Raw genomic sequence first — 23,402 nt, 5'->3', positions numbered from 1 at the left:
CGCCTCGGCGGGGTTTTTTTATGGCTGCGCGCGGTGCAGTCATTGCAGTATTGCGCTCCACTTGGTTCGAATCCTGATGCAGTCGGGCGGCGAATTCGAGCCGATTCATAATCGACACATGACCGATACCGTGAATGCCGATCCGGCTGAACTTGCTAAATTCTCTGAACTCGCGCATCGCTGGTGGGACGTCGAAAGCGAATTTCGACCTCTGCACGAAATTAACCCATTGCGACTTGAATGGATTGACGGTATAGCGCCGATCGCGGGGCGCCGAGTGCTCGATGTCGGCTGCGGTGGCGGGATTCTGGCCGATTCGATGGCGCGCAAGGGTGCGGAGGTCCTCGGTATCGATCTGGCCGACAAGGCCCTCAAAGTGGCGCAGTTGCACGCCCTGGAGGCTGCCACTCGAGGTGTGAAGTACCGGTCGGTCAGCGTCGAGGCGCTGGCTGCCGAGCAGTCCGAGAGCTTCGACGTCGTTACCTGCATGGAAATGCTCGAGCACGTGCCTCAGCCTGCCTCGGTCGTCAAGGCGTGCGCCGATCTCGTCAAGCCGGGCGGGTGGGTGTTCTTCTCCACCATTCACCGAAACCTGAAGTCGTTCCTGCTCGCGATCGTCGGTGCGGAATACGTCCTGGGCATGCTGCCGCGTGGCACGCATGAGTATCAGAAGCTGATCCGACCCAGCGAACTGGCTGCCTATTGCCGGGCCGCCAATCTCGATCTGCGCCGAACGTGTGGCCTGGAGCACAACCCCGTGACTCGACGCTACTGGCTCAGCACTGACACCAGCGTGAACTACATGTTCGCCACCCAGAAGCCGGCAAGGGTTCAATGATGGGGGCGCGAGATACGCTAGCGGTCCTGTTCGACCTTGACGGCACGTTGATCGACAGCGCCCCGGATCTCGGTGCAGCGGCCGACCAGATGCGCACGGACAGGGGAATGGCTTCTCTGCCGCTGGACCGCTACCGGCCGATGGCCGGTGCCGGTGCAAGGGGCATGCTGGGTGTGGCTTTCGGCATCACGCCGGATGCGCCCGAATTCGTACCCTTGCGCGAGGAGTTCTTTCTGAACTACGAAGCCCGGATGCTGCGGAACACCGAGGTCTTTGCCGGCGTGGCAGAGCTCGTCGAGGCGCTCTGCGCGCGCGGATTGCAGTGGGGTGTGGTGACGAACAAGTCGGTTCGATTCACGGAGCCGCTGACGCGGGCGATCCCCCTGTTCGAAACGGCCCGGGCGATTATCAGCGGCGATACGACCCCGTTCGCGAAGCCCCATCCCGAGCCGTTGCTCGAGGCGGCGCGCCGTATTGGCGTTGCGCCGGAATCCTGTGTCTATGTGGGTGACGACGAGCGCGACATCATGGCGGGCCGCGCCGCCGGGATGCGAACGGTCGCGGCCACGTACGGCTACATGGGCGAACAGGCGGAGGTTGCGCGCTGGGATGCCGATGCGGCCATCTCTTCGCCGATGGAACTCTTGCAACTGCTCAAACAGGCCTAAAATGATTCGCTTGGGGCTGCACTGGTTTCGACGTGGGTTCGGAATCGCAGCGGGGCATGTCGAGCTGAATGCGCTCGTAAAACAGATTCAAACAAACTAACTGCAAACGACGAACGTTTCGCACTCGCCGCTTAATTGCCGGTGAGCTTTGCAACAGCAGGCCGATGGGCTGGGCAAGGGGGCACAGAGCAATCTGACGCCTCCCGGCTGCAAAGATAATCTACATGGGCTGGCTCCAATCCGGGTACCTTGGGTCGGGGCGAGAAAATAGGGTGCTGGCGGCCGGTGTAGCGTGCGACTGCGCGACACCGGTGGCGAGACCTAAATCAGATCGCTAAACATGTAGATCTGCGCGAAGAAGGCTGACGGACGGGGGTTCAAATCCCCCCAGCTCCACCATACAAGACCACGGGCGCCATGGCGCGAAAAACATGGAACCCGAAGCGTCGCTGAAAGAACCTTCCAATACTCGGGCAAAACAATGAGACAACTTGAGTGGACTTTGGCTCTCCGCATCACCGTCGCGGCGATGCTTTCGCTGGCCGGATCGGCCCAACTTCACGCGGCCTCGCAGGCACCCGTCGCTGCGGAGAACGGGATGGTGGTGAGCGCGCAGCACCTGGCGACTCAAGTCGGCGTCGATGTGCTCAAGCGCGGTGGCAATGCGATCGATTCGGCGGTTGCTGTTGGCTACGCGCTGGCCGTGGTCTATCCGGCGGCAGGCAATCTTGGCGGCGGCGGGTTCATGACCGTGCAACTGGCCGACGGACGCAAGACCTTCCTCGACTTTCGCGAAAAAGCGCCTCTTGCTGCTACAGCCGACATGTACCTCGACAAAGACGGGAATGTCATCAAGGGGTTGAGCACGAACGGGCATTTGGCCGTGGGTGTGCCCGGCACTGTGTCCGGCCTCGAATTTGCGCGTGAGAAGTACGGCACGATGAAACGCGCTGCACTGATCAGGCCGTCAATTGCCTTGGCAGAGCACGGCTTCGCGCTCGAGCAGGGCGACATCGACATGTTGACGACTGCCACTGCAGACTTCAAGAAGGACCCGGTTTCCGGGGCGATTTTCCTGAACAGGGGCGAGCCTTTCGTGGTCGGCCAGAAGCTGGTGCAAAAGGATCTGGCAAGAACCTTGAAAGCCATCAGCAACCACGGCGTCGATGGTTTCTACAAGGGCTCGGTGGGCAGTGCGATCGTTGCGTCGAGCCAGGCCGGCAAGGGACTCATCACCCAAGCGGATCTGGACCAGTACAAGACGCGCGAATTGCCGCCGGTCGAATGCGACTACCGCGGCTACCACGTGATCTCGGCGCCTCCGCCGAGTTCGGGGGGCGTGGTGATCTGCGAAATGCTGAACATCCTCGAGGGCTATCCGCTCAAGGACCTGGGCTTTCGGTCTGCCCAGGCCGTGCACTATCAGATCGAGGCGATGCGCCATGCCTACGTCGATCGCAACAGTTATCTGGGCGATCCCGATTTTGTGAAGAACCCGCTCGACCGACTGCTCGACAAGGGCTACGCCGAGAAGGTCCGGGCAGTGATCGATCCCAACAAAGCCGGCATCTCGAAGGACATCAAACCGGGTGTTCCACCGCATGAGGGCAGCAACACCACCCACTACTCGATCGTCGACAAGTGGGGCAATGCGGTCTCCGTCACTTACACGCTTAACGACTGGTTCGGCGCCAAGGTCACGGCGGCAGGCACGGGTGTGCTCCTCAACAACGAGATGGACGATTTCACCTCGAAGGTCGGTGTGCCCAACCTGTATGGCCTCGTGCAGGGTGAAGCCAATGCCATCGCTCCGGGCAAGCGCCCGCTGAGTTCGATGAGCCCGACCATCATGACCAAGGACGGCAAGCCCGTGTTCGTCGTCGGCACTCCGGGCGGAAGCCGCATCATCACGGCGGTGTTGCACACCATCCTCAACGTGGTCGACTACGGCATGGACGTTCAGGAAGCCGTGGACGCTCCGCGCTTCCATCAGCAATGGCTACCCGACGTGACCAATGTCGAGACCTTCGCGTTGTCGCCAGATACGCGCAAGATCCTCATCGACATGGGCCATAACCTCGGCGTGCCTCAGCCGGCGAACCACGTGGCCGCGATCATCGTCGGCGCCCCTTCGCTGGGCGGCAAGCCGGTAGGCAACAACCGCTTCTACGGGGCCAACGACCCACGCCGCAATACGGGACTGGCGCTCGGGTACTGATGCAGATCGAGGAGATTCTCTATACGCAAGGTTTCGGGACCCGACGTGTCTGCGCAGGGCTGGTGCAACAGGGTTTCGTGACCGTGGGTGGCGCGGGGGTGCCGCCGGGGGAGGATCTCGCCATCGAGGATCTGCGTTTCACTGTGCAGGGCGCCGAGTGGGAATACCACGAGAAGGCCTACCTGATGCTCAACAAGCCGGCCGGCACCGAGTGCTCCCAAAAGCCGTCGACCTACCCCAGCATCTATACCTTGCTTCCGTCGCCGCTGCGCCTGCGGCCGAACAAGAGCGCCGTCCAGGGCGTGCAGGCGATAGGGCGGCTGGACCAGGACACCACGGGCCTGTTGCTGCTGACCGACGACGGCCAATTCATTCACCGGATGGGATCGCCCAAGCACCACGTGCCGAAGGTCTACGAGGTCACGACCAAGCATCCGATCGACGAGAAGCAGGTGTCTCGCCTGCTTGAGGGCGTCGTCCTGGACGACGATCCGAAGCCGGTGCGTGCCGCGGCCTGCGAGGCTCCCGGTCCGTTGCACCTCCGGCTGACCTTGACCGAGGGCAAGTACCACCAGGTCAAGCGCATGGTCGCCGCCGTGGGAAACCGCGTCGAGGCATTGCATCGTTCACGAATCGGTACTGTCGCGCTCCCTGAGGACCTTGCGCCCGGGTGCTGGCGATGGCTTGATTCAGCGCAAGTCGAAGCGTTGCGAAATACGCGATGAGGTCAGCCGGGGGAGGGTGTCGATCGTTAAAATCGCACAACCTCTTTCGGACCCTCTCCCTTGCGCTACATCCTCTCCCTGACAGGCCGCCTCGCGGCCTTTTTGTTTGTTTGTGCAGCGCTTCCGTCACACGCCGCCGAACCGCCTCCCATCTTCGTGCTGAATTCGCTCGACGCAACGGTCAGCGTGATCGATCCGGGCAATTGGACGGAAAAGGTCCGCATCCCCACGGGCAAGGAACCGCATCACCTCTACCTGACGCCGGACGAGAGTTCCCTCATCGTCGCGAACTCGGCGGGCGATTCGCTGACGTTCCTGAATCCTCGGACGGCCGAAGTGCAGCGCGTGGTCTACGGGATCATCGATCCTTACCAGCTTCGCTTTTCGCCGGACATGAAATGGTTCGTGACGGCGGGCAATCGCCTGAACCACGTCGATCTCTACCGCTGGGACGGCAAGGAGCCCAAGCTGGTGAAGCGAATCCCGACCGGCAAGACGCCCAGCCACATCTGGATCGACCCGAAGAGCACGACGGCCTACGTCACCATGCAGGACAGCGACGAGCTGATTGCCGTCGACCTTGCCACGCAGACCATCCGCTGGCGCACGCCGACCGGGCCGATGCCGGCCGACATCTTCGGCATCCATGACGGCAAGACCCTGCTGGTCGGACTGACCGGCGGCGACGGCGTGCAGGTGTTCGACGTGGCCGGGGCAGAGCCCAAACTCGTCGGCAAGCTCCCGACCGGCAAGGGCGCGCACGCCTTCCGTTCGGCCGGCGACGGCCGGAGCGTTTTCGTGAGCAACCGCGTGGCCAACACGATCAGCCGCATCGATATCCAGAGCCTCAAGGTCACCGACACCTATCCCGTGCCGGGCGGTCCGGACTGCATGGATGTTTCTGCCGATGGCAAGACCCTCTTCGTGACCTCGCGTTGGGCCAAGAAGCTCAGCGTGGTCGACCTTGCCAGCCACACGGTGGCGCGGCAGGTCAATGTGGGCCGATCGCCGCACGGTGTCTGGACGCTCGACCATGCCAAGCGCTAAATTCACAGCTTCGTCGTTGCTCGTAACGACGGCCTTCCTTTGCACCAGCGCCGTCGCGCAGGGCACCTGCAACAAGCCGGTGTACCTGACCTTCGACACCGGCCACATGGGCGTCGCACCGCTCGTCGCCGAGGTCCTCAAGCGGCAGGACGTGCGCGTCACCTTCTTTGCCGCGGCGGAGCGGACCCAGACCGATGGCGACAGCCTGGACAACCACTGGGCGCCGTGGTGGAAGGCGAGAGCGGCCGAGGGTCATGAATTCGCATCGCACACCTACGACCATGCGGTTTGGCGGGGCGACCTGAAGGGCGTCGAGCCGCGCTTCCGAATCAAGCCGACCGCCGGCGCGTTCGCGGGCCGGGAGTTCACCTGGGATGCCAAGCAGTATTGCGCCGACATCGCCAAGTCCAACGAGCGCCTGCAGGACATCACCGGCAAGAAGCCGTTGCCGCTGTTCCGTGCCCCGAGTGGCAAGACCTCGCCCAGGCTGCTCGAGGTCGCCAAGGCTTGCGGGTACGCGCATGTCGGCTGGGCGCCGGCGGGCTTCCTTGGCGACGAATTGCCCAGCGAGACTTTCAGCAACGAGAAGCTGCTGCAACAGGCGCTCGACAGGATTCAGCCCGGCGACATTCTGCTGGCGCACCTGGGGATCTGGTCGCGCAAGGATCCGTGGGCGCCTGCGGATCTCGAACCGCTGATCGTCGGTCTCAAGGCCAAGGGCTTCTGCTTCGAGACGCTGCGTCAGCATCCTGCGTACCGCGACTGGATCGCGGCGCACTCCTGAACCTTCGGGCTTCGAATCGGATCGCATGCCAATGGACTGGCTCACCGATCTTTTCGCGACCATGCAGCAATGGCTGTTCGAGACGGCCGTGCAGCCGGCGGTCTACGCCATCGGCCTTGGCGGATGGGTCGAGGACGCTTTCGACGCCACGGGCTGGCTGCTGGTCGGACTCATCCAGATCGCGGTGCTGGTCGCGCTGATCGGGCCATTGCAGCGCTGGCGGCCCGCTGAATCGGTGGTCGACCGCCGTGCCATTCGCACTGACATCCTCTACACCCTGATCCATCGATTGGGCCTGTTCCGGCTGGCGATGTTCTTCGCGGTGCAGCCGCTGTTCGATGACCTGTTGGGCACTGTGCGTGCCGCCGGCTGGGGGACCATGCACCTCGACGAGCTGTGGCCTGGCGTGACCGACATTCCCTGGGTCGCATTCGCGATCTACCTGGTCGTGATCGATCTTGTCGAATATCTCATTCACCGGGGGCAGCATCGCTTCAAGTGGTGGTGGGCCCTTCATTCGCTCCACCATTCGCAGCGCCAGATGACGATGTGGAGCGACAACCGCAACCATCTGCTCGACGACGTCATCCACGACGCGATCATCGTCGTCGTCGCGCAGTTGATCGGCGTCGCGCCAGGGCAGTTCATCGCGATCGTGGCGTTCATGCAGCTCAGCGAGAGCCTGCAGCATGCCAATCTGCGGCTGGGTTTCGGCAAGCTCGGCGAGCGGCTCTGGATCAGCCCGCGTTTCCACCGCGTGCACCACAGCATCGGAATCGGACATGAATCGCACGGCCCGCGGACGCTCGGCGGGCACAACTTCGGCGTGTTGTTGCCGTGGTGGGATGTGTTGTTCCGCACCGCGAACTTCGAGGAGCGCTACGACCCGACCGGCATTCGCGATCAGGTCGAGCCCGACGCCGAGGGTTGCGTCAGGGACTACGGCCGCGGCTTCTGGGCGCAGCAGTGGCTCGGCCTCAAGCGGCTGGCCGGACGGAGTTGAGAGCCCCGACGCTCCTCCGGCGCGCGGTTACTTCACACGCTCGCGTTATCCTCGGCACCAATGCGTCTCCTCCTCGATTCGTTCTGGCGTTCGGTCGCCTATTGCATGCACCCGCGGGTGATCATTCTGTCGTTCCTGCCCCTGGCGCTCATGGTTGTCCTGGCGACCATCCTGGGCTATTTTTATTGGGATGCCGCCGTCGCCTGGACGCGCGGAGCGCTGGACGCATGGCCTTTGCTGTCCAGCGTGTGGAACTGGATCGGGCAACTGTTTTCCAGCAACGTGACGGCGATCCTGGCGCCGCTGGTTGTCGTTCTGGCCGTCACGCCGCTGATCGTGGTGGTCTCGCTGCTGATCGTGGCCAGCCTCATGGCGCCCGCCCTCACACACCTGGTGGCAGAGCGCCGGTTTCCGGCGCTTGAACGGAAGAAGGGTGCCTCCTTCATCGGAAGCGTTGCGCGATCACTCGGGCTCACCCTGCTGGCGATGCTCGCCCTCGTGGTCTCGATGCCGCTCTGGCTGATTCCGCCGCTGGTGCTGATCCTTCCGCCGCTCATCTGGGGCTGGCTGACCTATCGCGTGATGAGCTTCGACGCCCTGTCCGAACACGCGACGCCCGAGGAGCGGAAGGCGCTGTTGCGCGCGCATCGAATGCCCTTGCTCGGCATCGGCGTGCTTTGCGGCTACCTCGGTGCCGCACCCAGCATCGTGTGGGCGTCGGGTCTGCTGTTCGCCGCGGCCTTCTTCGTACTCGCGCCGCTGGCGATCTGGATCTACACGCTGGTGTTTGCGTTCTCCGCCCTGTGGTTCGCGCACTATTGTCTCGATGCGCTGGCACGGTTGCGCACGCAACAGGCGGCAGCGGCAATCTCGCCACCCGGGCTCGAAATGGCGGATGCCAACAATGCCGCCGCAAATCAATGGAGTGCACCATGAGCCGATCATTCGGTCTGATCGTCATCGGCGACGAAATCCTCTCCGGCAAGCGCATCGACAAGCACATGCCCAAGGTCGTCGAATTCCTCGGCGCCCGCGGGTTGTCGCTGACGTGGGCGGAGTACGTCGGCGACGTGCCGGTACGCATCACTGCCGCACTGGCGCGCGCCTTCGACTCGGGTGACGTGGTGTTTTCCACCGGCGGCATCGGCGCCACACCCGACGATCACACCCGGCAGTGTGCGGGCGCAGCGCTTGGCGTTCCGTTGGCGCTGCATCCGGAGGCCGAAGTCCTGATCCGCGAACGCATGCAGGACACGGCGCGAGAACAGGGCATCGCCTACGAGCCTGACCGCCCTGACAACGTGCACCGCCTCAACATGGGCGTGTTTCCGTTGGGCTCGAAGATCATCCGCAACCCGTACAACAAGATCCCCGGCTTCAGCGTGGGCGATGTGCACTTCGTGCCGGGCTTCCCGGTGATGGCGTGGCCGATGATCGAGTCGGTGCTCGACGAGCGCTATGCGCATCTGTTCGCGCGAGGGCGTGCGGTCGAGAAATCCGTGATCGTCTACGGCTCCATGGAGGCGACGCTGACCCCTTTGATGGAGTCGATCGAGCGCGAGCATCCGGGCATCAAGGTGTTCAGCCTGCCGAGCGTCGACCATGCCGAGCATGGCCGACACATCGAACTCGGCGTGAAAGGCAATTCGGACAAGATCGACGCCGCCTACGCGCAGTTGCTGGGGGGGTTGAACGCCCTTGGTGCACGCCTTGGCCCTGAATTGGTGCGGTGAACAAGCGCGCACCAATTTGGTTACAACTTGCCTGTTTTTGGGGGCCCACCGCAGTGCCGGAGCCCCCTCGGTGCCAGTGACAATGGCACAAAAACTGCATTCCGGTTTACCCATACTTCCAACCACTATCCAAACCAGGAGAACCTGATGGCAAAGACCGTCGCCGATGTACTCAAACTCGTCAAGGAAAACGAGGTCAAGTTCGTCGACTTTCGCTTCACCGACACCCGCGGCAAGGAACAGCACGTGACCGTGCCGGTTTCCGCGTTCGACGAAGACAAGTTCACATCGGGCCACGCGTTCGATGGTTCGTCGATTGCCGGTTGGAAGGGCATCGAAGCTTCGGACATGCAACTCATGCCCGACCCGAACACGGCCAACATCGACCCCTTCTTCGAAGAAACCACGCTCATCCTGACCTGCGACGTGGTCGATCCTTCCGACGGCAAGCCCTACGAGCGCGATCCGCGTTCGCTCGCCAAGCGCGCCGAGGCCTACATGAAGGCATCGGGCCTGGGCGACACCGCCTACTTCGGACCGGAACCCGAGTTCTTCGTGTTCGACGGCGTGCGCTGGCAGAACGACATGTCCGGCTGCATGGTGAAGATCGACTCCGAAGAAGCTGCCTGGAACACCGGCAAGGAATTCGAGCACGGCAACACCGGCCATCGTCCCGCGGTCAAGGGCGGCTATTTCCCGGTCCCTCCGGTCGACAGCTTCCAGGACATGCGCTCCGAAATGTGCCTGGTGCTCGAGTCGCTCGGCATCCCCGTCGAAGTGCATCACCATGAAGTGGCCAATGCCGGCCAGATGGAACTCGGCACCAAGTTCAGCACGTTGATCCAGCGCGCCGACTGGGTCCAGCTTCAGAAGTATGTCATCCACAACGTCGCACATGCCTACGGCAAGACGGCGACCTTCATGCCCAAGCCGATCGTCGGCGACAACGGCTCCGGCATGCATGTGCACCAGTCGGTCTGGAAGGACGGCAAGAACCTGTTCGCAGGCGACGGCTACGCCGGCCTCAGCGACTTCGCGCTGCACTACATCGGCGGCATCATCAAGCATGCTCGCGCGCTGAACGCCATCACGAACCCCGGCACCAACAGCTACAAGCGCCTGGTCCCCGGCTTCGAAGCACCGGTGAAGCTGGCCTACTCGGCCAAGAACCGCTCGGCATCGATCCGCATTCCGTTCGTGGCCAATCCGAAGGGCCGTCGCGTCGAAGCGCGCTTCCCCGATCCGCTGATGAACCCGTACCTCGGCTTTGCGGCGCTGCTGATGGCCGGTCTCGACGGCGTGGAAAACAAGATCCATCCGGGCGAAGCCGCCAGCAAGGATCTCTACCACCTGCCGCCGGAAGAAGACGCGCTGATCCCGACCGTGTGCCACAGCCTCGACCAGGCCCTGGACTACCTCGACAAGGACCGCGCATTCCTGACCAAGGGCGGCGTGTTCACCGATACATACATCGATGCGTACATCGACCTCAAGATGCAGGAAGTGACGCGCTTCCGCATGGCGACGCACCCCGTCGAATTCGACATGTACTACTCACTCTGAGCCGAGCTCCGGCCAGCGTTAAAAAGGACGGCTTCTGCCGTCCTTTTTCTTTTGGCCTGGGTAGGAACACCAACACGGCGCACCTGTCGAATTGCACGAAAATGCCCGTTTGATGCGCACTACATCCATGACCATGAAGACTCCTTCCGCTTTCCTGCTGGCTGCTCTTGCCGTGGCCGGTCTGAACATGCACGCCCAGGCGCAGGAGCGCGTCTGGCGCTGCGGGAACGAATACACCAACAACGCCACCGTGGCCCAGCAGCGCGGTTGCAAGGTGATGGAGGGCGGCAACGTCACGGTGGTGCAGGGCAATCGCCCGATCGCTTCCGCGGCACCGTCCAGCGCCGCCGCCCGGTCGCCGGCGGGTAGTCCGCGCGTCGACGGCGCCGACCAGCGCGCGCGCGACGGCGAGGCGCGCTCGGTGCTGGAGTCCGAACTCAAGAAGGCACAGGAGCGGCAGGCACAGCTCCTCAAGGACTACAACAACGGCGAGCCCGAGAAGCAGGGCAGCGAATCGCGTAACTACCAGAAGTACCTGGACCGCGTGGCGGATATGAAGGCCGAGATTGCGCGCAACGAGAGCGATATCGCCGGCATCCAACGCGAGATCGAGCGAATCAAATGACACTCCCCCCCAGGCTGCGCGCGCTTCGTGTCGCTTCGCCAACCCCCTGCCGGGGGCAACGCCGACGGCCCGGCGGAGCCGGTTCCGTGGCGTTTCAGGAAGAGACTTCCTGACGTGGCTTTTGGTAAACCGGCGGGGCCTGGCAAGCGCTTTCAGGCCTTTGATCTTCTTTCGACGCTGATTGCCGTGGTTCGCATCGACGGTTCGGTGTTGTTTGCCAACGCAGGTCTCGAGGATGCGCTGGGCACTTCGCGCCGCACGCTTGAAGGTTCGCAGTTCGGCGCGTGTTTTCAGGAGCCCCAGGTGTTGCGCACGGCCATTGAAGGCGCGCGCAGCAATGACTTCGCCACGCTGCGCTATGAGGCGCTGCTGCGTCGCGTCAATCATGAGTTGATGCCGGTGCAGGTGACGCTCGCGCAGAGCGAAAAGGCGGGCGAGTTGATCGTCGAGATGTCACCGCTCGAACAGCAGGTGCGGCAGGATCGCGAAGAGCGCCTGCTCGATCAGGCGCAAGCCAACAAGGAGCTGATCCGCAATCTCGCGCACGAGATCAAGAATCCGCTTGGCGGCATACGGGGCGCGGCGCAACTGCTGCAGATGGAAGTCGAATCGCGCGACCTCATCGAATACACGCAGGTCATCATCCACGAAGCCGATCGCTTGCAGACGCTGGTCGATCGGCTGCTGGCACCTCACCGCCGGCCGCACGTGGTGGGCGACGTCAATATTCACGAGGTGTGCGAGCGCGTTCGTTCGGTGATCCTCGCGGAGTTTCCTCGCGACCTGCACATCGAGCGCGATTTCGACGTGTCGATCCCGGAGTTTCGCGGCGATCGCGAGCAGCTGATCCAGGCGACGCTCAACATCGTTCACAACGCCGCGCAAGCGCTTGCCGAAAGGCGCGCCGCAGGCGATGCGCAGATCACCTTCAAGACCCGCATCGCACGTCAGGTTATCTTCAATAAGCAGTGGTATCGACTGGCACTGGAATTGCATGTCATTGACAATGGACCGGGCGTGCCGGACGCGATCAAGGACCGCATCTTCTACCCGTTGGTGTCGGGCAGGGAAGGCGGGACAGGCTTGGGATTGACGCTTGCGCAAACCTTTGTGCAGCAGCATCACGGCGTGATCGAGTGCGACAGCGTCCCGGGCCGGACCGATTTCAAGATACTGATACCGCTGCCCTAGCAGCCACGCAACAAGGAGCTGCATGAAGCCGATCTGGATAGTGGATGATGATCAATCAATCCGCTTCGTGCTTGAAAAAGCGCTGCTGCGCGAAGACCTGCCGACCCGTAGCTTCACCAACACGCGCGAGGTACTCGCCGCGCTCGAAGCGGCAGCCGACGACGAACTGCAGGGCCCTCAGGTCCTGGTGAGCGACATTCGCATGCCCGGAGGTTCGGGCCTCGATCTTCTCGACAAGATCAAGGCCAAGCACCCCGGCCTTCCGGTCATCATCATGACCGCCTTCTCCGACCTCGACAGCGCCGTTTCGGCCTTTCAAGGCGGTGCCTTCGAATACCTGCCGAAGCCTTTCGATCTACCGCGCGCGGTCGAGCTGATTCGTCGTGCGGTGGACGAAAGCCAGCGCGAGGAAGTGGCCGAGGAGCGCATGGCGGCCACGCCCGAGATGCTCGGCCAGGCACCGGCGATGCAGGATGTCTTCCGCGCGATCGGAAGGCTGTCGCAGAGCAACGTCACAGTGCTGATCACGGGCGAGTCGGGTTCCGGCAAGGAACTCGTCGCGCGTGCGCTGCACAAGCATTCGCCGCGCGCGAACGGTCCCTTTGTCGCGATCAACACGGCGGCGATTCCGAAGGATCTGCTCGAGAGCGAACTCTTCGGCCATGAGCGCGGTGCGTTCACCGGCGCGCAGACCATGCGCCGCGGCCGCTTCGAGCAAGCCGAGGGCGGAACCCTGTTCCTCGACGAGATCGGCGACATGCCCTTCGATTTGCAGACGCGCTTGCTGCGTGTGCTGAGCGACGGGCATTTCTATCGTGTCGGCGGCCACAACTCGGTCAAGGCCAACGTGCGTGTGATTGCCGCGACCCACCAGGATCTGGAGCAGCGCGTCAAGCTGGGCGGGTTCCGCGAAGACTTGTTCCACCGGCTCAACGTGATCCGGCTGCGGTTGCCTGCATTGCGCGAGCGCGGCGAGGACGTGCCGGCGCTCACGCGCCACTTCCTGCAGCAAAGTGCGAAGCAACTGGGCGTCGAGCCCAAGCGCATTTCCGATGCGGCACTTGCCCGCTTGGCGGCTTTCAATTTCCCGGGCAACGTTCGTCAACTCGAAAACATCTGCCATTGGCTGACCGTGATGGCACCCGCGCAGCTGATCGAGGCCAAGGATCTGCCGCCTGAAGTGATGGCGATTGCAGCCGGCGAGGCGCCTCCTGCGGTTGTTGCAGCGCCACCTGTGGCGGTGCCGGCAGCAGTGGCGGAGCACGAGCCGGCGGCGATTGCGCTGCCGTTGCCGGTCGCCGCCGCGCCCGCGCCGCTCGCCGGCGCAGCCGTAGCCACATGGGAAAGCGGGCTCGAAATGGAAGCGCAGAGCATGCTGGCTGCCGGTCGCACCGACGTGTGGGATGCCCTGTCGCGCCGTTTCGAATCGCGCCTGATCCTCACGGCCCTGGCCAGCACGCGCGGCCGCCGCATCGAGGCCGCACAAAAGCTCGGCATCGGCCGCAACACCATCACGCGCAAGATTCAGGAGTTGGGCCTGGAGTAGGCCAGGGAGCGCGATCAGCGGCTGCGCTGGCCCTGTGTCAGCGTGTCGAGTTGGAACTGCCCGCTCCGGTCCCAGAGCCACGTATCGACATAAGTGTGGGCGCCCAGTTTGCCGGGGTTCGGCAGGGGCGACGCACCCTTGATCAGCTCGGCGATCATCGGGGCCACCTCGGGTGCATGGCTGGGGGTACGGCTGAAGTACACCCCCGTCACGCGCCCCGTGGCGTCGACGTCGGTTTCGGTGACGACCACGGCATACACCAGCGGCGGGATCTTGCCCTTGTAGATGCGCTTCGGATAGGTCTTGTAGATGTGGGTCGCGCCGACCCTGCGGTAGGCGCGCACGGCAGGCGTCTGCGCGGTAATCAGCCGCACGTTGGCCACTTGGTCCGACGGCCCTTCCCTGGCGGCTTGCGCTGTCGGGCCTTCGCCCTTCTTTTCAGGATTCAACGCCGAGCAGCCGGCGAGGCCGAGCACGGCGACAAGGGCAGTCAGGACGAGGGCGATTCTCATGGATCGAGGTCGAGGATCACAGGCGCGTGGTCGCTGGGCTTTTCCCATTTGCGCGGCACCCGGTCGATCACGCAACCCTTGACGCGTGGAACCAGCGGATCGCTCACCAGGATGTGATCGATGCGCAAGCCGCGGTTCTTCTGGTAGCCCAGCATGCGGTAGTCCCACCAGGAATAGCTCTTCTCGGGTTGCTCGAAGAGGCGGAAGCTGTCCGTCAGGCCCAGCTTCAGCAGGTCCTTGAAGTGGTTGCGCTCCTCGGTCGTGTGATGGATCGTTTCGGCGAGGCCCACGGGGTCGAAGCTGTCTCGGTCTTCCGGCGTGATGTTGAAGTCGCCGAGGAGCACCAGGTTCGGATGCGCGACGAGTTCCGCGCGCAGCCAGTCGCGCAGTGCCTCCAGCCATTTCATCTTGTAGGCGAACTTGTCGGTGCCCGGTGCCTGGCCGTTCACGAAGTAGCCGTTGACGATGCGCAGTTCGCCGGACGGTGTGTCGATGCTGGCGCTGATCACGCGCGAGTGTTCATCGGTGAAGCCGCCGATGTTCTTCAGCACGTCCCGGACCGGGGCGAGGCTCAGTATGGCCACGCCGTTGTAGGTCTTCTGTCCGAAGACCGCGGCCTCATAGCCGGCCGACTTCAGGACCTCCAGGGGAAACTTGTCGTCGCTCATCTTGAGCTCTTGCAGGCAGAGCACGTCCACCGGGTTGGCGATGAGCCAGTCGAGCACGTGTTGAAGACGCGCGGTGAGGGAGTTGACGTTCCAGGTGGCAATCCTCATGAATGAAAAAATCCTTTGTGAGCCAATCAATTCTTGAATGCCGGCGTTTCCTGGCTGCGTATCCAGCACGCAAAACGGCCACTGCGTCTCGCATTGTGCCGACTCCATGCTGGAACAGCGCATCGAGCAAGGGTCGCCTCGAACAGCGCGACGTGATCTTCTGCAGCGGGGTGCGTCGCACACCGGACGGCGGTCCGCCCAATGGCGCCGCGCTGCCGAGCTACACGGTGGTCAACCTCTCGCTGAGTCACACGTGGAAAGCGTCCTCGACCAGCGACATCGAGGGCCGGGTCGCGATCCTGAATCTGTTCGACAAGGTCTACCTGCTGCGCGACGGAACCGACATCGGCGTCGGCGCGCCGCAGCATGGGACTCGGCGAACGCTCTTTGTGGGGATGACGACGCATTTCTAGAATATCCCGCAGGCACCTGAAGCGCCGTGCAGCCAACACCCTGGAGCAGCTTCGTATGGATTCCCAACTCGGCCTGATGAACATATGGCACCAAGGCGATTTCGTCACCAGGGGCGTCGCCTTGTTGTTGATCGGAATGTCGCTCGCGTCGTGGATGGTGATCCTGATCAAGGCACTCGATGTCATCAGGTACCAGCGCATGGCGAAGCGTTCGAATGACTTCTGGCACAGCGAGGACTTCGCCACCGCGCTCGACAAGCTCGGCAAGGGCGATGGCAATCCGTTCCGCGCGCTGGCCCTGGAGGGCCGCGAGGCGGCGGCGCATCATCGCGAAACCAAGGCTCATCTGCACGACGCGCTCGACCTGAGCGACTGGATCACGCGCGCACTGCGCAATGGCATCGACGAGTTCACGGCGCGCCTGCAGACTGGGCTCGCCGTTCTGGCTTCGGTCGGTTCGACCGCTCCCTTCATTGGACTGTTCGGCACCGTGTGGGGCATCTATCACGCGTTGATGAGCATAGGCCTGGCCGGCCAGGCGACGATCGACAAGGTGGCCGGCCCGATCGGCGAGGCGCTGATCATGACGGCGCTGGGTCTCGCGGTGGCCATTCCGGCAGTGCTGGGCTACAACGCGCTGGTGCGCGGCAACAAGTTCGTGCTGACCAAGCTCAACAGCTTTGCGCATGACCTGCACGCGTACTTCGTGACCGGGGCCCGCGTGCAAGGTGCCGTCGAAGGCAACGTCCTTCCGCTCAGGAAAGGCTGAGCTTCGCCGCATTCGGCGAGACCTTGAGATGTTTCTAGAAGTACGACATCTTATGAGATCGAACGTCTACCCATCAGCACCTTGAAGGGTCACAGAGGCGCTCCTCCCGAGTGCTTTTGAATTAAGGACCTTCCCTGCGTTGACGCTTGCAATTTCGCCTGAACATAATGGGCCGCCAACTTATACGATGACTGATAACGTAAGTGTTAAGGCGATTCCTTCAAACAAATCCCGATCAGGAGACAAAAATGTTTTCGCCAAGCAAGCGACCCATTGCGATCGCACTCAGCACGCTCACCCTCCTTCTGGCTGCCTGCGGAGGCGGCGGCAACTCCGGCGGATGGGTTCCGCCAGCCAGTGGTGGTGGTAGCGGTACAGGCGGCGGCGGGACGATCACGCCTCCGACGACATCACCGACGGACCCGATCACGCCCACGATGAACGCGAAGTCCCTGCAGGCTATCGTCTACGGCGCACCGGACACGACCGTCCCTGACGGCGCCGGCATTCCCATCACCATGATGGGCCAGATGCGAGCCCTCTTCGATCTCATCAAGAAGGCGCCCGATTTCACGCAGGTGGTGATGGACCTCGGCGATGGGAGCCCGGTGCACGTGCTGGACACGAACACCGGCGACAAATTCCTGCCCGGCAAGCTCGCGCTCGGCCTGTCGTACATCTTGATGGACATGAAGGCGAAGAACGATCCGCAGTATGCGGACTATCTGGCGACCTACCAGAGCATCACGACGGCGATGATCACGCAGATGAGCGGTGCTAACTACCTCTACGCGAACACGTCGTGGGGCGAGTACTACTACCTCGTCGCGCTCAACAACCTGAAGGCGCGCGGCATGCTCAACGAGGTGTTCAGCGATGCAGTGCTCGCGACGCTGCAGAAGCGCCTCACCTTCTGCGACATGTTCGGGGCGGATGCCAGCGGCAAGACGGACACCTGCCCGGCCGCCGGAACGCCGATCGATGTCGCGACGCTCAACACCGCGCAGAACTACTACGCCGTTTCGTACGGCATCGCCGGGCTGCGGCAAAAGCTCGGTTGGAGCAACCCCAGTTTCTCGTCAACCACCGATCCGACCGTGGCGACCATGGGCGCGCGCGATGCGCTTCTGTACACGCTCGCCAACCACATCCGGAATGACTCGTCGGGCGGGTTCTCCGACGAAGCCTCGAACACCCACACCACCTACTACGACCAGGCGCGCTTTGACCGCTACAGCACCTTGCTGATAGCCGAAGTGACCGAGCGCACCTTCGAGATGGGGAACGAGGCCAACCTGACGGACGAACTCAAGGGCTACCTGCGGAAGTCCGTCGACCTGATCCTGCCGCAGCTCAACACCAGCGGCCAAGGCTTCAACTACGGCCGTTCCATCGGCCCATATGGCGACACGGCATTCATGGAGATCCTGACGGCCGCAGCCAATGCGGGCGTCCTGACCGACGAGGAAATGAAGATCGCCTACTCGTTCATCTACAAGGCAGCCTATCGCTACGAGACCTTCTGGTATGACCCGACATTGCCCACGCCGTCGGTGAACATGTGGGTCAAGGGCCGCGGAACGGACGGCTATCGCGGCAAGCCGCGTGTCATGGGCGAGAACTTCAGCCTGCTGCATCAGTTCATGTACGTGAACAACTGGTGGAACAAGCTCGGCTTCGGCGGCAAGGCGCCGACGGACGATGCGGCCTTCCAGTCCTGGCTCGACACGACGAAGCCGCACTACACGCTCACCTGGTACAACCAGCCCACCGATGCCGCGCATCCCTACAGCGCCGCATTGATCACGGTGCGCGACGGCAAACGCGTGATCAACCTGAACCTGAGCCAGGCACCCGACTACAACTCGTTCACGCCGTACTACCCGGTGCCTTTTGCCGACAAGCTGATCTACGGCACGACCGACCTGGCCTATGCGCTGCTGGTGCCCCAAGTCAGCTACGGCGGCAAGACCTACCTCCCGGTCACGTATTACAAGAACCTGAATGTGCAGGAGACCAACGGCCAGGTCGTCGTCTCGTTCGACACGACCAAGTTCAGGCAGGCGGCGAAGAATGCGCTCTACACGACCGACATCGATCTGCAGGCGCACACGGTGCTGACGTTCGGGCAGGGCACGGTGACACGCACCGATACGCTGAGCTCGGCAACCTTGACCGGAAGCATGGCGGTCGAGACGGACTTCACGTCCTTCGCCGACTACCAGAACACGACGGCCAACGCCGATGGTGTCTCGGTGACCTACGCGAACAGCGATGCGACGGGCTACGGCACGGCGGGCTTCGACACCTGCGCCTTGTCGAATTTCGACATGGCGGCCGGGGTCACCAATCCGCTGTCGACCACGCCGATCGGCCAGCTGCATTCGAAGTTCGCCTGCACGACGAATCCGTTTGCGTTGACCTCGAGCACCAACCGTTCCTTCACGTGGACGCTGAAGTACGCGGGCTTGAACTGATCAGCTAGATAGAGATTGCCAGCCTCTGCCGCTCACTCGAAACGGGTGAGCGGCTTTTTTTCTTGCCGGTGCGCTCAGCGCCGTTCCAGCGTGACGAAGCTGAAGGGCAGCCCGTTCGCCGCCACATGCGATTCGCGCGCGGTCTCATGCCAACCGGCGCCGAAGGTGGGCGCCCACGCGTCGCCTTCGTAGTCGCGCGCGATCTCGGTGATGACGGCTCGCCGTGCGAGCGGCTCGGCTTCGGCGTAGATTTGTGCGCCGCCGATCACCCAGGCTTCGGGCGACCCGTCACGCTCGCAAAGCGCCAAGGCTTCATACAGGCTCGACACGCGTTCGGCACCGGCGCTTTGCCAGTCCGGCTGGCGCGTGACGACGATGTTGCGTCGTCCCGGCAGCGGCCGAAAGCGCGGCGGCAGGGAGTCCCAGGTCTTGCGCCCCATGATCACGGGCGCCCCCGAGGTCACCTTCTTGAAATGCGCCAAGTCCTCCGGCAGATGCCAGGGCATGTCGCCGTTGAGACCGATCACGCCATTGGCGGCGCGCGCGAGGATCAAGTTGATACGAGTGCCCACGATTCAGACCGCGACCGGCGCCTTGATGGCGGGGTGATGCTGGTAGTCGACGACCTCGAAGTCTTCGTATTCGTAGTCGAAGATCGACGGCGGCTTGCGCTTGATGACCAGCGTGGGATAGGGGTAGGGCGCGCGGCTGAGTTGCAGCGCGACCTGCTCCGCATGGTTGCTGTAGATATGGCAGTCGCCGCCGGTCCAGATGAAATCCCCGACGTCGAGATCGCACTGCTGCGCGATCATGTGCGTGAGCAGCGCATAGCTCGCAATGTTGAAAGGCACGCCCAGGAAGATGTCGGCGCTGCGCTGATAGAGCTGGCAGCTGAGCTTGCCGCGTTCGCCGGGCGCCTGCGGCGGCGCCACGTAGAACTGGAAGAACGCATGACAAGGCATCAGCGCCATCTTCGACAACTCGGCGACGTTCCACGCGCTCACGATGATGCGCCGCGAATCGGGATTGCTGCGCAGCGTATCCATCACCTGCTGGATCTGGTCGATGTGGCCACCGTCCGGCGTCGGCCAGCTGCGCCATTGCACACCGTACACCGGGCCGAGATCGCCATCTTCGCGCGCCCATTCGTCCCAGATCGTGACGCCTCGCTCCTTGAGCCAGTTGTTGTTGCTCGATCCGGTCAGGAACCACAGCAATTCCTGGATGATGGACTTGAGGTGCACCTTCTTCGTGGTGACCAGCGGGAAACCTTCGTTGAGATCGAAGCGCATCTGGTAGCCGAACACACTCTTGGTGCCGGTGCCGGTGCGGTCGCCTTTCTGGACGCCCGTCGTGTCGACGTGGCGCATGAAATCTTCGTATTGGGAGCGGATGGGGCGATTCATTGAAGGGTCTCCGTCCGGATCACGCGACCCGGATTCAGGATGTTCTGCGGGTCGAGCCCGCGCTTGATGGTACGCATCATGCCAAGCGCCACGGGGGACTTGTGTTTTTCGAGCTTGTCGACCTTGAGCGAGCCAACGCCGTGCTCGGCCGAAAACGAGCCCTCGAATTTTTCCACCGCGTCGTAGACCAGCGTGTTGATCCGGTCTTCGTGCTCGCGCAGGAAGGCACCGTTGTCGCCGCCGACCGGCGCCTGCACGTTGTAGTGCAGGTTGCCATCACCAAGGTGGCCGAAGTTCACGAGCCGCACGCCGGGAATCTCGCGCGCGAGCAGCGCATCGGTCTCGGCGACGAAGGCAGGAATGCGCGACACCGCGATCGAGATGTCGTGCTTGATGTTGAGCCCCTCCTCGGCCTGCGCGAGCGGAATGCTTTCGCGCACGTGCCAGAGCTGATGCGCCTGGGTGAGGTTCTCGGCCACCACGGCGTCCGTCACGCAGCCGGTCTCGAAGGCGGTTTCGAGGAGCGCCTCGAAGCGGGCGCGGGCGTGATCTTCGGATTCGCTGTCGGAGTTTTCAAGCAGCACGCAATAAGGCACGGCCGCCTCGTCGATGAAAGGCACGCGCATCGCTGGAAAGTGCTTGGCCACGAGGCTCAACGCGAACTTGCCCATGACCTCGAAGCCCGTCAGGCCGGGGCCGAGGCGTTTGTGCGCGAGGCCCAGCAGCGTCACCGCGTGTTCGAGCGACGGCACTGCCGCCCAGGCCGTGAGTTGCGCGGCCGGCAGCGGGTAGAGCTTCATGGTCGCGGCGGTGATGATGCCGAGCGTGCCTTCGCTGCCGATGATCAGGTCGCGCAGGTCGTAGCCGGTGTTGTCCTTGCGCAGGCCACTGGTGCCTTCCCAGATCTCGCCTTGCGGCGTGACGACTTCGAGTCCGAGGCACAGGTCGCGCGTGTTGCCGTAGCGCACGACCTGCGTGCCGCCCGCGTTGGTCGCGAGATTGCCGCCGATGGTGCAGCTGCCTTCGGCCGCCAGGCTCAGCGGGAAGAGAAATCCGGCGTTTCGGGCCGCTTCCTGCAAGGTCTGCAGCACGCAGCCGGCCTCGACGGTCATGGTGAGGTTCGCGGCATCGATGCTGCGGATCGCGTTCATGCGTTGCAGGCTCAGCAGGACCTGGGTGCCGGTGTCGTCCGGGATCGAGCCGACCGCGAGGCCGGTGTTGCCGCCCTGCGGCACGATGGATGTTCCGGCGGCTGCGCACGCCTTGACGACGTCTGCAACCTGCTGCGCGTCGGCCGGCCGCACCACCGCCAGGGACTTGCCGCGCGAGCGCTTGCGCCAGTCCTGCTCCCAGGCGGTGAGGTCGCCGTCGGTCAGGACGTTCGGTGCGCCGACGATGGCGCGCAATTTTTCGATCAGGACGCTCATTGCGTCGCTCCTTCAAGACTTCTCGCCAGGGCGGCATGCCGCAGGCGCAGCCGGACATGCCATGCGCAGGCCATGAAGAGCACAAGGCACAACACCACCTGCACCAGCGCCAGCACCTGGCTGACGTGATTCGTGTCGCTCCAGGCGCGCACCACGCCTTCGGTGAAATAGAGCCAGATCATTAGGCTGACCCAGCGATACGTGTACATCCGGTTCTTCAGGAGGCCTGCCAGCGGCACCGCGAGCGGCAGCACCTTGAGCGCCAGCCAGGAGCCGCCGGGCCGCAGGGGAGCGAGCCACAACTCCCAGGCGAGCCCGAGCACGATCAGGCCGACGAGGCTGCCGACGGCCAGCCAGCGTGTGGCGGAAACAGATGCGGGAGGAAGAGAGGATGTGATCAAGACACGCAGTGCACGAAGCCTGGGGGTGAGCCAATACGTCATGATACCGGCCATGAATTTCTGGAGAGACCTGCAACACTTCCCTTGGGGCAATACTGCAGCAGTGCTCCGCGAGCGCTTCCGGGAAGACCGGCTGGGCCTCACCGCGAGCAGCCTGACGTTCACCACCACCATCGCGATGGTGCCGTTCTTCACCGTGGCGTTGGCGCTGTTCACCGTGTTCCCGATGTTCGCCAAGATGCAGGGCCGCTTGCAACGGTGGCTGATCGAGAGTCTGATCCCCGACAACATCGCCCGACAGGTGCTCGGTTACCTCAACCAGTTCGCGAACAAGGCCAGCGGGCTGGGGGCGGCAGGCCTCGTCGTGCTGCTGGTCACGGCGGTTGCGCTGATCCTCACGATCGACAAGACGCTCAACAACATCTGGCGTGTGCGCAAGTCCCGGCCCTTGGCCCAGCGGGTGCTGATCTACTGGGCCGCCATCACGCTGGGACCGCTGGTGCTGGCGCTGAGCCTGAGCACCACTGCTTCCTTCTTCTCGGCCTCGCGCGAGGTGTTCGGCGGGAGCTTCGTCAAGCTGTTGTTCGACACCTTCGAGTTCTTCCTGTTGGCCGGCGGCATGGCGTCGCTCTATCGCTACGTGCCGAACACCCACGTCAAGTGGGCGCACGCATGGGCCGGCGGCCTGTTCGTCGCAGCCGCGATCGAGATTTCCAAGCACGCGCTGGGCTATTACCTCAGCCTGGTGCCCACCTATTCCGTGGTGTACGGTGCCTTCGCAACGTTGCCGATCCTGCTGGTCTGGATCTACATGGCCTGGCTCATCGTGCTTTTCGGCGCGGTGATCGCGGCGTATCTGCCGAGCCTCCTGACCGGCGTGGCGCGCCGTGGCGGTGCGGCGGGATGGCCGCTCCAACTGGCGGTCGAGGCGTTGCAACACCTGGCCGACGCCAGGACCACGGCGGCGAAGGGACTGGGCGCCGCCGAACTGGTGGCTCGGATGCGGGTGGACGCACTCCAACTCGCCCCGGTGCTGGAAACGCTGGTCGCCATCGACTGGATCGCCCCCATCGCCGAGGAGAAGAACGACGAGGACCCTCGCTATGTGCTGCTGGCCGAACCGGCCATCACGCCGGTCGAGCCTTTGCTGAAGGAACTGCTCATGCCACAGGCCCCGCCGCTCGACAGCCTCTGGCGCAAAGGCCCTTTGGTCGGGCTCCGCCTGCAGGATCTGCTGGTCTATCGATAATGGCGGCGGACGCTTCATCCACCCCTCAACG

At 63.4% G+C, this 23,402-nt stretch carries 23 protein-coding genes and 1 other RNA gene; 18 read left to right on the top strand and 6 right to left on the bottom strand.

All coding sequences use genetic code 11. The annotated features are described in order from the left end of the window. Positions 1-118: 118 nt before the first annotated feature. The 14 genes from ubiG (at position 119) to ntrC (ending at position 13,941) form a co-directional block, all read left to right on the top strand. On the top strand, positions 119-838 hold the full coding sequence (gene ubiG, locus AC1DHL_RS14810; RefSeq protein WP_478162424.1) for a bifunctional 2-polyprenyl-6-hydroxyphenol methylase/3-demethylubiquinol 3-O-methyltransferase UbiG: 720 nt from the start codon (positions 119-121) through the stop codon (positions 836-838). After that, complete coding sequence (gene gph, locus AC1DHL_RS14805) at positions 835-1,506, top strand: phosphoglycolate phosphatase (protein WP_478162423.1); 672 nt, start codon at positions 835-837, stop codon at positions 1,504-1,506. Before ubiG ends, gph begins: the two co-directional genes overlap by 4 nt. Positions 1,507-1,518: 12 nt before the next feature. Continuing rightward, positions 1,519-1,905, top strand: a transfer-messenger RNA (tmRNA) gene (gene ssrA, locus AC1DHL_RS14800). 130 nt (positions 1,906-2,035) lie between these two features. Next, complete coding sequence (ggt, locus tag AC1DHL_RS14795; protein ID WP_478162537.1) at positions 2,036-3,724, top strand: gamma-glutamyltransferase; 1,689 nt, start codon at positions 2,036-2,038, stop codon at positions 3,722-3,724. Continuing rightward, complete coding sequence (locus AC1DHL_RS14790) at positions 3,724-4,449, top strand: 16S rRNA pseudouridine(516) synthase (RefSeq protein WP_478162422.1); 726 nt, start codon at positions 3,724-3,726, stop codon at positions 4,447-4,449. The genes ggt and AC1DHL_RS14790 overlap by 1 nt, the downstream gene beginning before the upstream one ends. Before the next feature lie 78 nt (positions 4,450-4,527). Beyond that, positions 4,528-5,496, top strand: coding sequence for a YVTN family beta-propeller repeat protein (locus AC1DHL_RS14785; protein ID WP_478162536.1), 969 nt, complete (start codon positions 4,528-4,530; stop codon positions 5,494-5,496). Beyond that, positions 5,483-6,280: a polysaccharide deacetylase family protein gene (locus AC1DHL_RS14780; protein ID WP_478162421.1), complete on the top strand. Its 798-nt coding sequence runs from the start codon at positions 5,483-5,485 to the stop codon at positions 6,278-6,280. The genes AC1DHL_RS14785 and AC1DHL_RS14780 overlap by 14 nt, the downstream gene beginning before the upstream one ends. 31 nt (positions 6,281-6,311) lie before the next feature. Continuing rightward, entirely contained in the window at positions 6,312-7,283 is a 972-nt protein-coding gene (locus tag AC1DHL_RS14775; RefSeq protein WP_478162420.1) for a sterol desaturase family protein, read from the top strand. 60 nt (positions 7,284-7,343) lie between these two features. Further along, positions 7,344-8,219 (top strand): EI24 domain-containing protein, encoded by an 876-nt coding sequence (locus tag AC1DHL_RS14770; protein WP_478162419.1) that lies wholly within the window; start codon positions 7,344-7,346, stop codon positions 8,217-8,219. After that, positions 8,216-9,016: a competence/damage-inducible protein A gene (locus AC1DHL_RS14765; RefSeq protein WP_478162418.1), complete on the top strand. Its 801-nt coding sequence runs from the start codon at positions 8,216-8,218 to the stop codon at positions 9,014-9,016. The genes AC1DHL_RS14770 and AC1DHL_RS14765 overlap by 4 nt, the downstream gene beginning before the upstream one ends. A gap of 147 nt (positions 9,017-9,163) precedes the next feature. Then, entirely contained in the window at positions 9,164-10,579 is a 1,416-nt protein-coding gene (gene glnA / locus AC1DHL_RS14760) for a type I glutamate--ammonia ligase (RefSeq protein ID WP_478099286.1), read from the top strand. A gap of 133 nt (positions 10,580-10,712) precedes the next feature. Further along, on the top strand, positions 10,713-11,204 hold the full coding sequence (locus tag AC1DHL_RS14755) for a hypothetical protein (protein ID WP_478162417.1): 492 nt from the start codon (positions 10,713-10,715) through the stop codon (positions 11,202-11,204). 114 nt (positions 11,205-11,318) lie between these two features. Further along, positions 11,319-12,395: a nitrogen regulation protein NR(II) gene (gene glnL / locus AC1DHL_RS14750; protein ID WP_478099284.1), complete on the top strand. Its 1,077-nt coding sequence runs from the start codon at positions 11,319-11,321 to the stop codon at positions 12,393-12,395. 22 nt (positions 12,396-12,417) lie between these two features. Further along, positions 12,418-13,941: a nitrogen regulation protein NR(I) gene (gene ntrC, locus AC1DHL_RS14745; RefSeq protein WP_478162416.1), complete on the top strand. Its 1,524-nt coding sequence runs from the start codon at positions 12,418-12,420 to the stop codon at positions 13,939-13,941. 14 nt (positions 13,942-13,955) lie between these two features. Here the strand turns inward: ntrC and AC1DHL_RS14740 are convergent, their stop codons facing one another. Then, the gene (locus tag AC1DHL_RS14740; protein ID WP_478162415.1) at positions 13,956-14,453 is read right to left on the bottom strand and encodes a hypothetical protein; all 498 of its coding nucleotides are present in this window, start codon (positions 14,451-14,453) and stop codon (positions 13,956-13,958) included. Then, positions 14,450-15,229: an exodeoxyribonuclease III gene (gene xth, locus AC1DHL_RS14735; RefSeq protein ID WP_478162414.1), complete on the bottom strand. Its 780-nt coding sequence runs from the start codon at positions 15,227-15,229 to the stop codon at positions 14,450-14,452. The genes AC1DHL_RS14740 and xth overlap by 4 nt, the downstream gene beginning before the upstream one ends. A 95-nt stretch (positions 15,230-15,324) precedes the next feature. Here xth and AC1DHL_RS14730 point away from each other — a divergent pair, with 95 nt between their 5' ends. The 3 genes from AC1DHL_RS14730 to AC1DHL_RS14720 all read left to right on the top strand — a co-directional run bounded on the left by AC1DHL_RS14730 (position 15,325) and on the right by AC1DHL_RS14720 (position 18,888). Then, complete coding sequence (locus AC1DHL_RS14730) at positions 15,325-15,642, top strand: hypothetical protein (protein WP_478162413.1); 318 nt, start codon at positions 15,325-15,327, stop codon at positions 15,640-15,642. A 55-nt stretch (positions 15,643-15,697) separates the two neighbouring features. Further along, positions 15,698-16,411 (top strand): MotA/TolQ/ExbB proton channel family protein, encoded by a 714-nt coding sequence (locus AC1DHL_RS14725; protein WP_478162412.1) that lies wholly within the window; start codon positions 15,698-15,700, stop codon positions 16,409-16,411. 248 nt (positions 16,412-16,659) lie between these two features. Then, positions 16,660-18,888, top strand: coding sequence for a hypothetical protein (locus AC1DHL_RS14720; RefSeq protein WP_478162411.1), 2,229 nt, complete (start codon positions 16,660-16,662; stop codon positions 18,886-18,888). 74 nt (positions 18,889-18,962) lie between these two features. Here AC1DHL_RS14720 and AC1DHL_RS14715 read toward each other — a convergent pair whose 3' ends face one another. Genes AC1DHL_RS14715 through AC1DHL_RS14700 form a run of 4 tightly spaced genes read right to left on the bottom strand, consistent with a single transcriptional unit; the run spans position 18,963 to position 22,164 of the window. Continuing rightward, positions 18,963-19,463 (bottom strand): dihydrofolate reductase, encoded by a 501-nt coding sequence (locus AC1DHL_RS14715; RefSeq protein WP_478099581.1) that lies wholly within the window; start codon positions 19,461-19,463, stop codon positions 18,963-18,965. Beyond that, entirely contained in the window at positions 19,464-20,294 is an 831-nt protein-coding gene (locus tag AC1DHL_RS14710; protein WP_478162410.1) for a thymidylate synthase, read from the bottom strand. Continuing rightward, positions 20,291-21,721 (bottom strand): FAD-binding oxidoreductase, encoded by a 1,431-nt coding sequence (locus tag AC1DHL_RS14705; protein WP_478162409.1) that lies wholly within the window; start codon positions 21,719-21,721, stop codon positions 20,291-20,293. Before AC1DHL_RS14705 ends, AC1DHL_RS14710 begins: the two co-directional genes overlap by 4 nt. Then, the gene (locus AC1DHL_RS14700; RefSeq protein ID WP_478162408.1) at positions 21,718-22,164 is read right to left on the bottom strand and encodes a DUF2069 domain-containing protein; all 447 of its coding nucleotides are present in this window, start codon (positions 22,162-22,164) and stop codon (positions 21,718-21,720) included. The genes AC1DHL_RS14705 and AC1DHL_RS14700 overlap by 4 nt, the downstream gene beginning before the upstream one ends. Here AC1DHL_RS14700 and AC1DHL_RS14695 point away from each other — a divergent pair. Next, the gene (locus AC1DHL_RS14695; protein ID WP_478162535.1) at positions 22,163-23,371 is read left to right on the top strand and encodes a YihY family inner membrane protein; all 1,209 of its coding nucleotides are present in this window, start codon (positions 22,163-22,165) and stop codon (positions 23,369-23,371) included. The two genes, AC1DHL_RS14700 and AC1DHL_RS14695, sit on opposite strands and share 2 nt — an antisense overlap. Positions 23,372-23,402 lie beyond the last annotated feature (31 nt).

This window comes from Variovorax sp. 10L426 (assembly GCF_056395305.1).
This window is presented reverse-complemented; position numbering and strand designations above follow the sequence as displayed.

Bases quoted from the DNA above. Each gene is read 5' to 3' on its own strand.
- ubiG (WP_478162424.1), top strand. From the start codon at position 119: ATGACCGATACCGTGAATGCCGATCCGGCTGAACTTGCTAAATTCTCT.
- gph (WP_478162423.1), top strand. From the start codon at position 835: ATGATGGGGGCGCGAGATACGCTAGCGGTCCTGTTCGACCTTGACGGC.
- ggt (WP_478162537.1), top strand. From the start codon at position 2,036: ATGCTTTCGCTGGCCGGATCGGCCCAACTTCACGCGGCCTCGCAGGCA.
- AC1DHL_RS14790 (WP_478162422.1), top strand. From the start codon at position 3,724: ATGCAGATCGAGGAGATTCTCTATACGCAAGGTTTCGGGACCCGACGT.
- AC1DHL_RS14780 (WP_478162421.1), top strand. From the start codon at position 5,483: ATGCCAAGCGCTAAATTCACAGCTTCGTCGTTGCTCGTAACGACGGCC.
- AC1DHL_RS14775 (WP_478162420.1), top strand. From the start codon at position 6,312: ATGGACTGGCTCACCGATCTTTTCGCGACCATGCAGCAATGGCTGTTC.
- AC1DHL_RS14770 (WP_478162419.1), top strand. From the start codon at position 7,344: ATGCGTCTCCTCCTCGATTCGTTCTGGCGTTCGGTCGCCTATTGCATG.
- AC1DHL_RS14765 (WP_478162418.1), top strand. From the start codon at position 8,216: ATGAGCCGATCATTCGGTCTGATCGTCATCGGCGACGAAATCCTCTCC.
- glnA (WP_478099286.1), top strand. From the start codon at position 9,164: ATGGCAAAGACCGTCGCCGATGTACTCAAACTCGTCAAGGAAAACGAG.
- AC1DHL_RS14755 (WP_478162417.1), top strand. From the start codon at position 10,713: ATGAAGACTCCTTCCGCTTTCCTGCTGGCTGCTCTTGCCGTGGCCGGT.
- ntrC (WP_478162416.1), top strand. From the start codon at position 12,418: ATGAAGCCGATCTGGATAGTGGATGATGATCAATCAATCCGCTTCGTG.
- AC1DHL_RS14740 (WP_478162415.1), bottom strand. From the start codon at position 14,453: ATGAGAATCGCCCTCGTCCTGACTGCCCTTGTCGCCGTGCTCGGCCTC.
- xth (WP_478162414.1), bottom strand. From the start codon at position 15,229: ATGAGGATTGCCACCTGGAACGTCAACTCCCTCACCGCGCGTCTTCAA.
- AC1DHL_RS14725 (WP_478162412.1), top strand. From the start codon at position 15,698: ATGGATTCCCAACTCGGCCTGATGAACATATGGCACCAAGGCGATTTC.
- AC1DHL_RS14720 (WP_478162411.1), top strand. From the start codon at position 16,660: ATGTTTTCGCCAAGCAAGCGACCCATTGCGATCGCACTCAGCACGCTC.
- AC1DHL_RS14710 (WP_478162410.1), bottom strand. From the start codon at position 20,294: ATGAATCGCCCCATCCGCTCCCAATACGAAGATTTCATGCGCCACGTC.
- AC1DHL_RS14705 (WP_478162409.1), bottom strand. From the start codon at position 21,721: ATGAGCGTCCTGATCGAAAAATTGCGCGCCATCGTCGGCGCACCGAAC.
- AC1DHL_RS14695 (WP_478162535.1), top strand. From the start codon at position 22,163: ATGATACCGGCCATGAATTTCTGGAGAGACCTGCAACACTTCCCTTGG.
- AC1DHL_RS14700 (WP_478162408.1), bottom strand. From the start codon at position 22,164: ATGACGTATTGGCTCACCCCCAGGCTTCGTGCACTGCGTGTCTTGATC.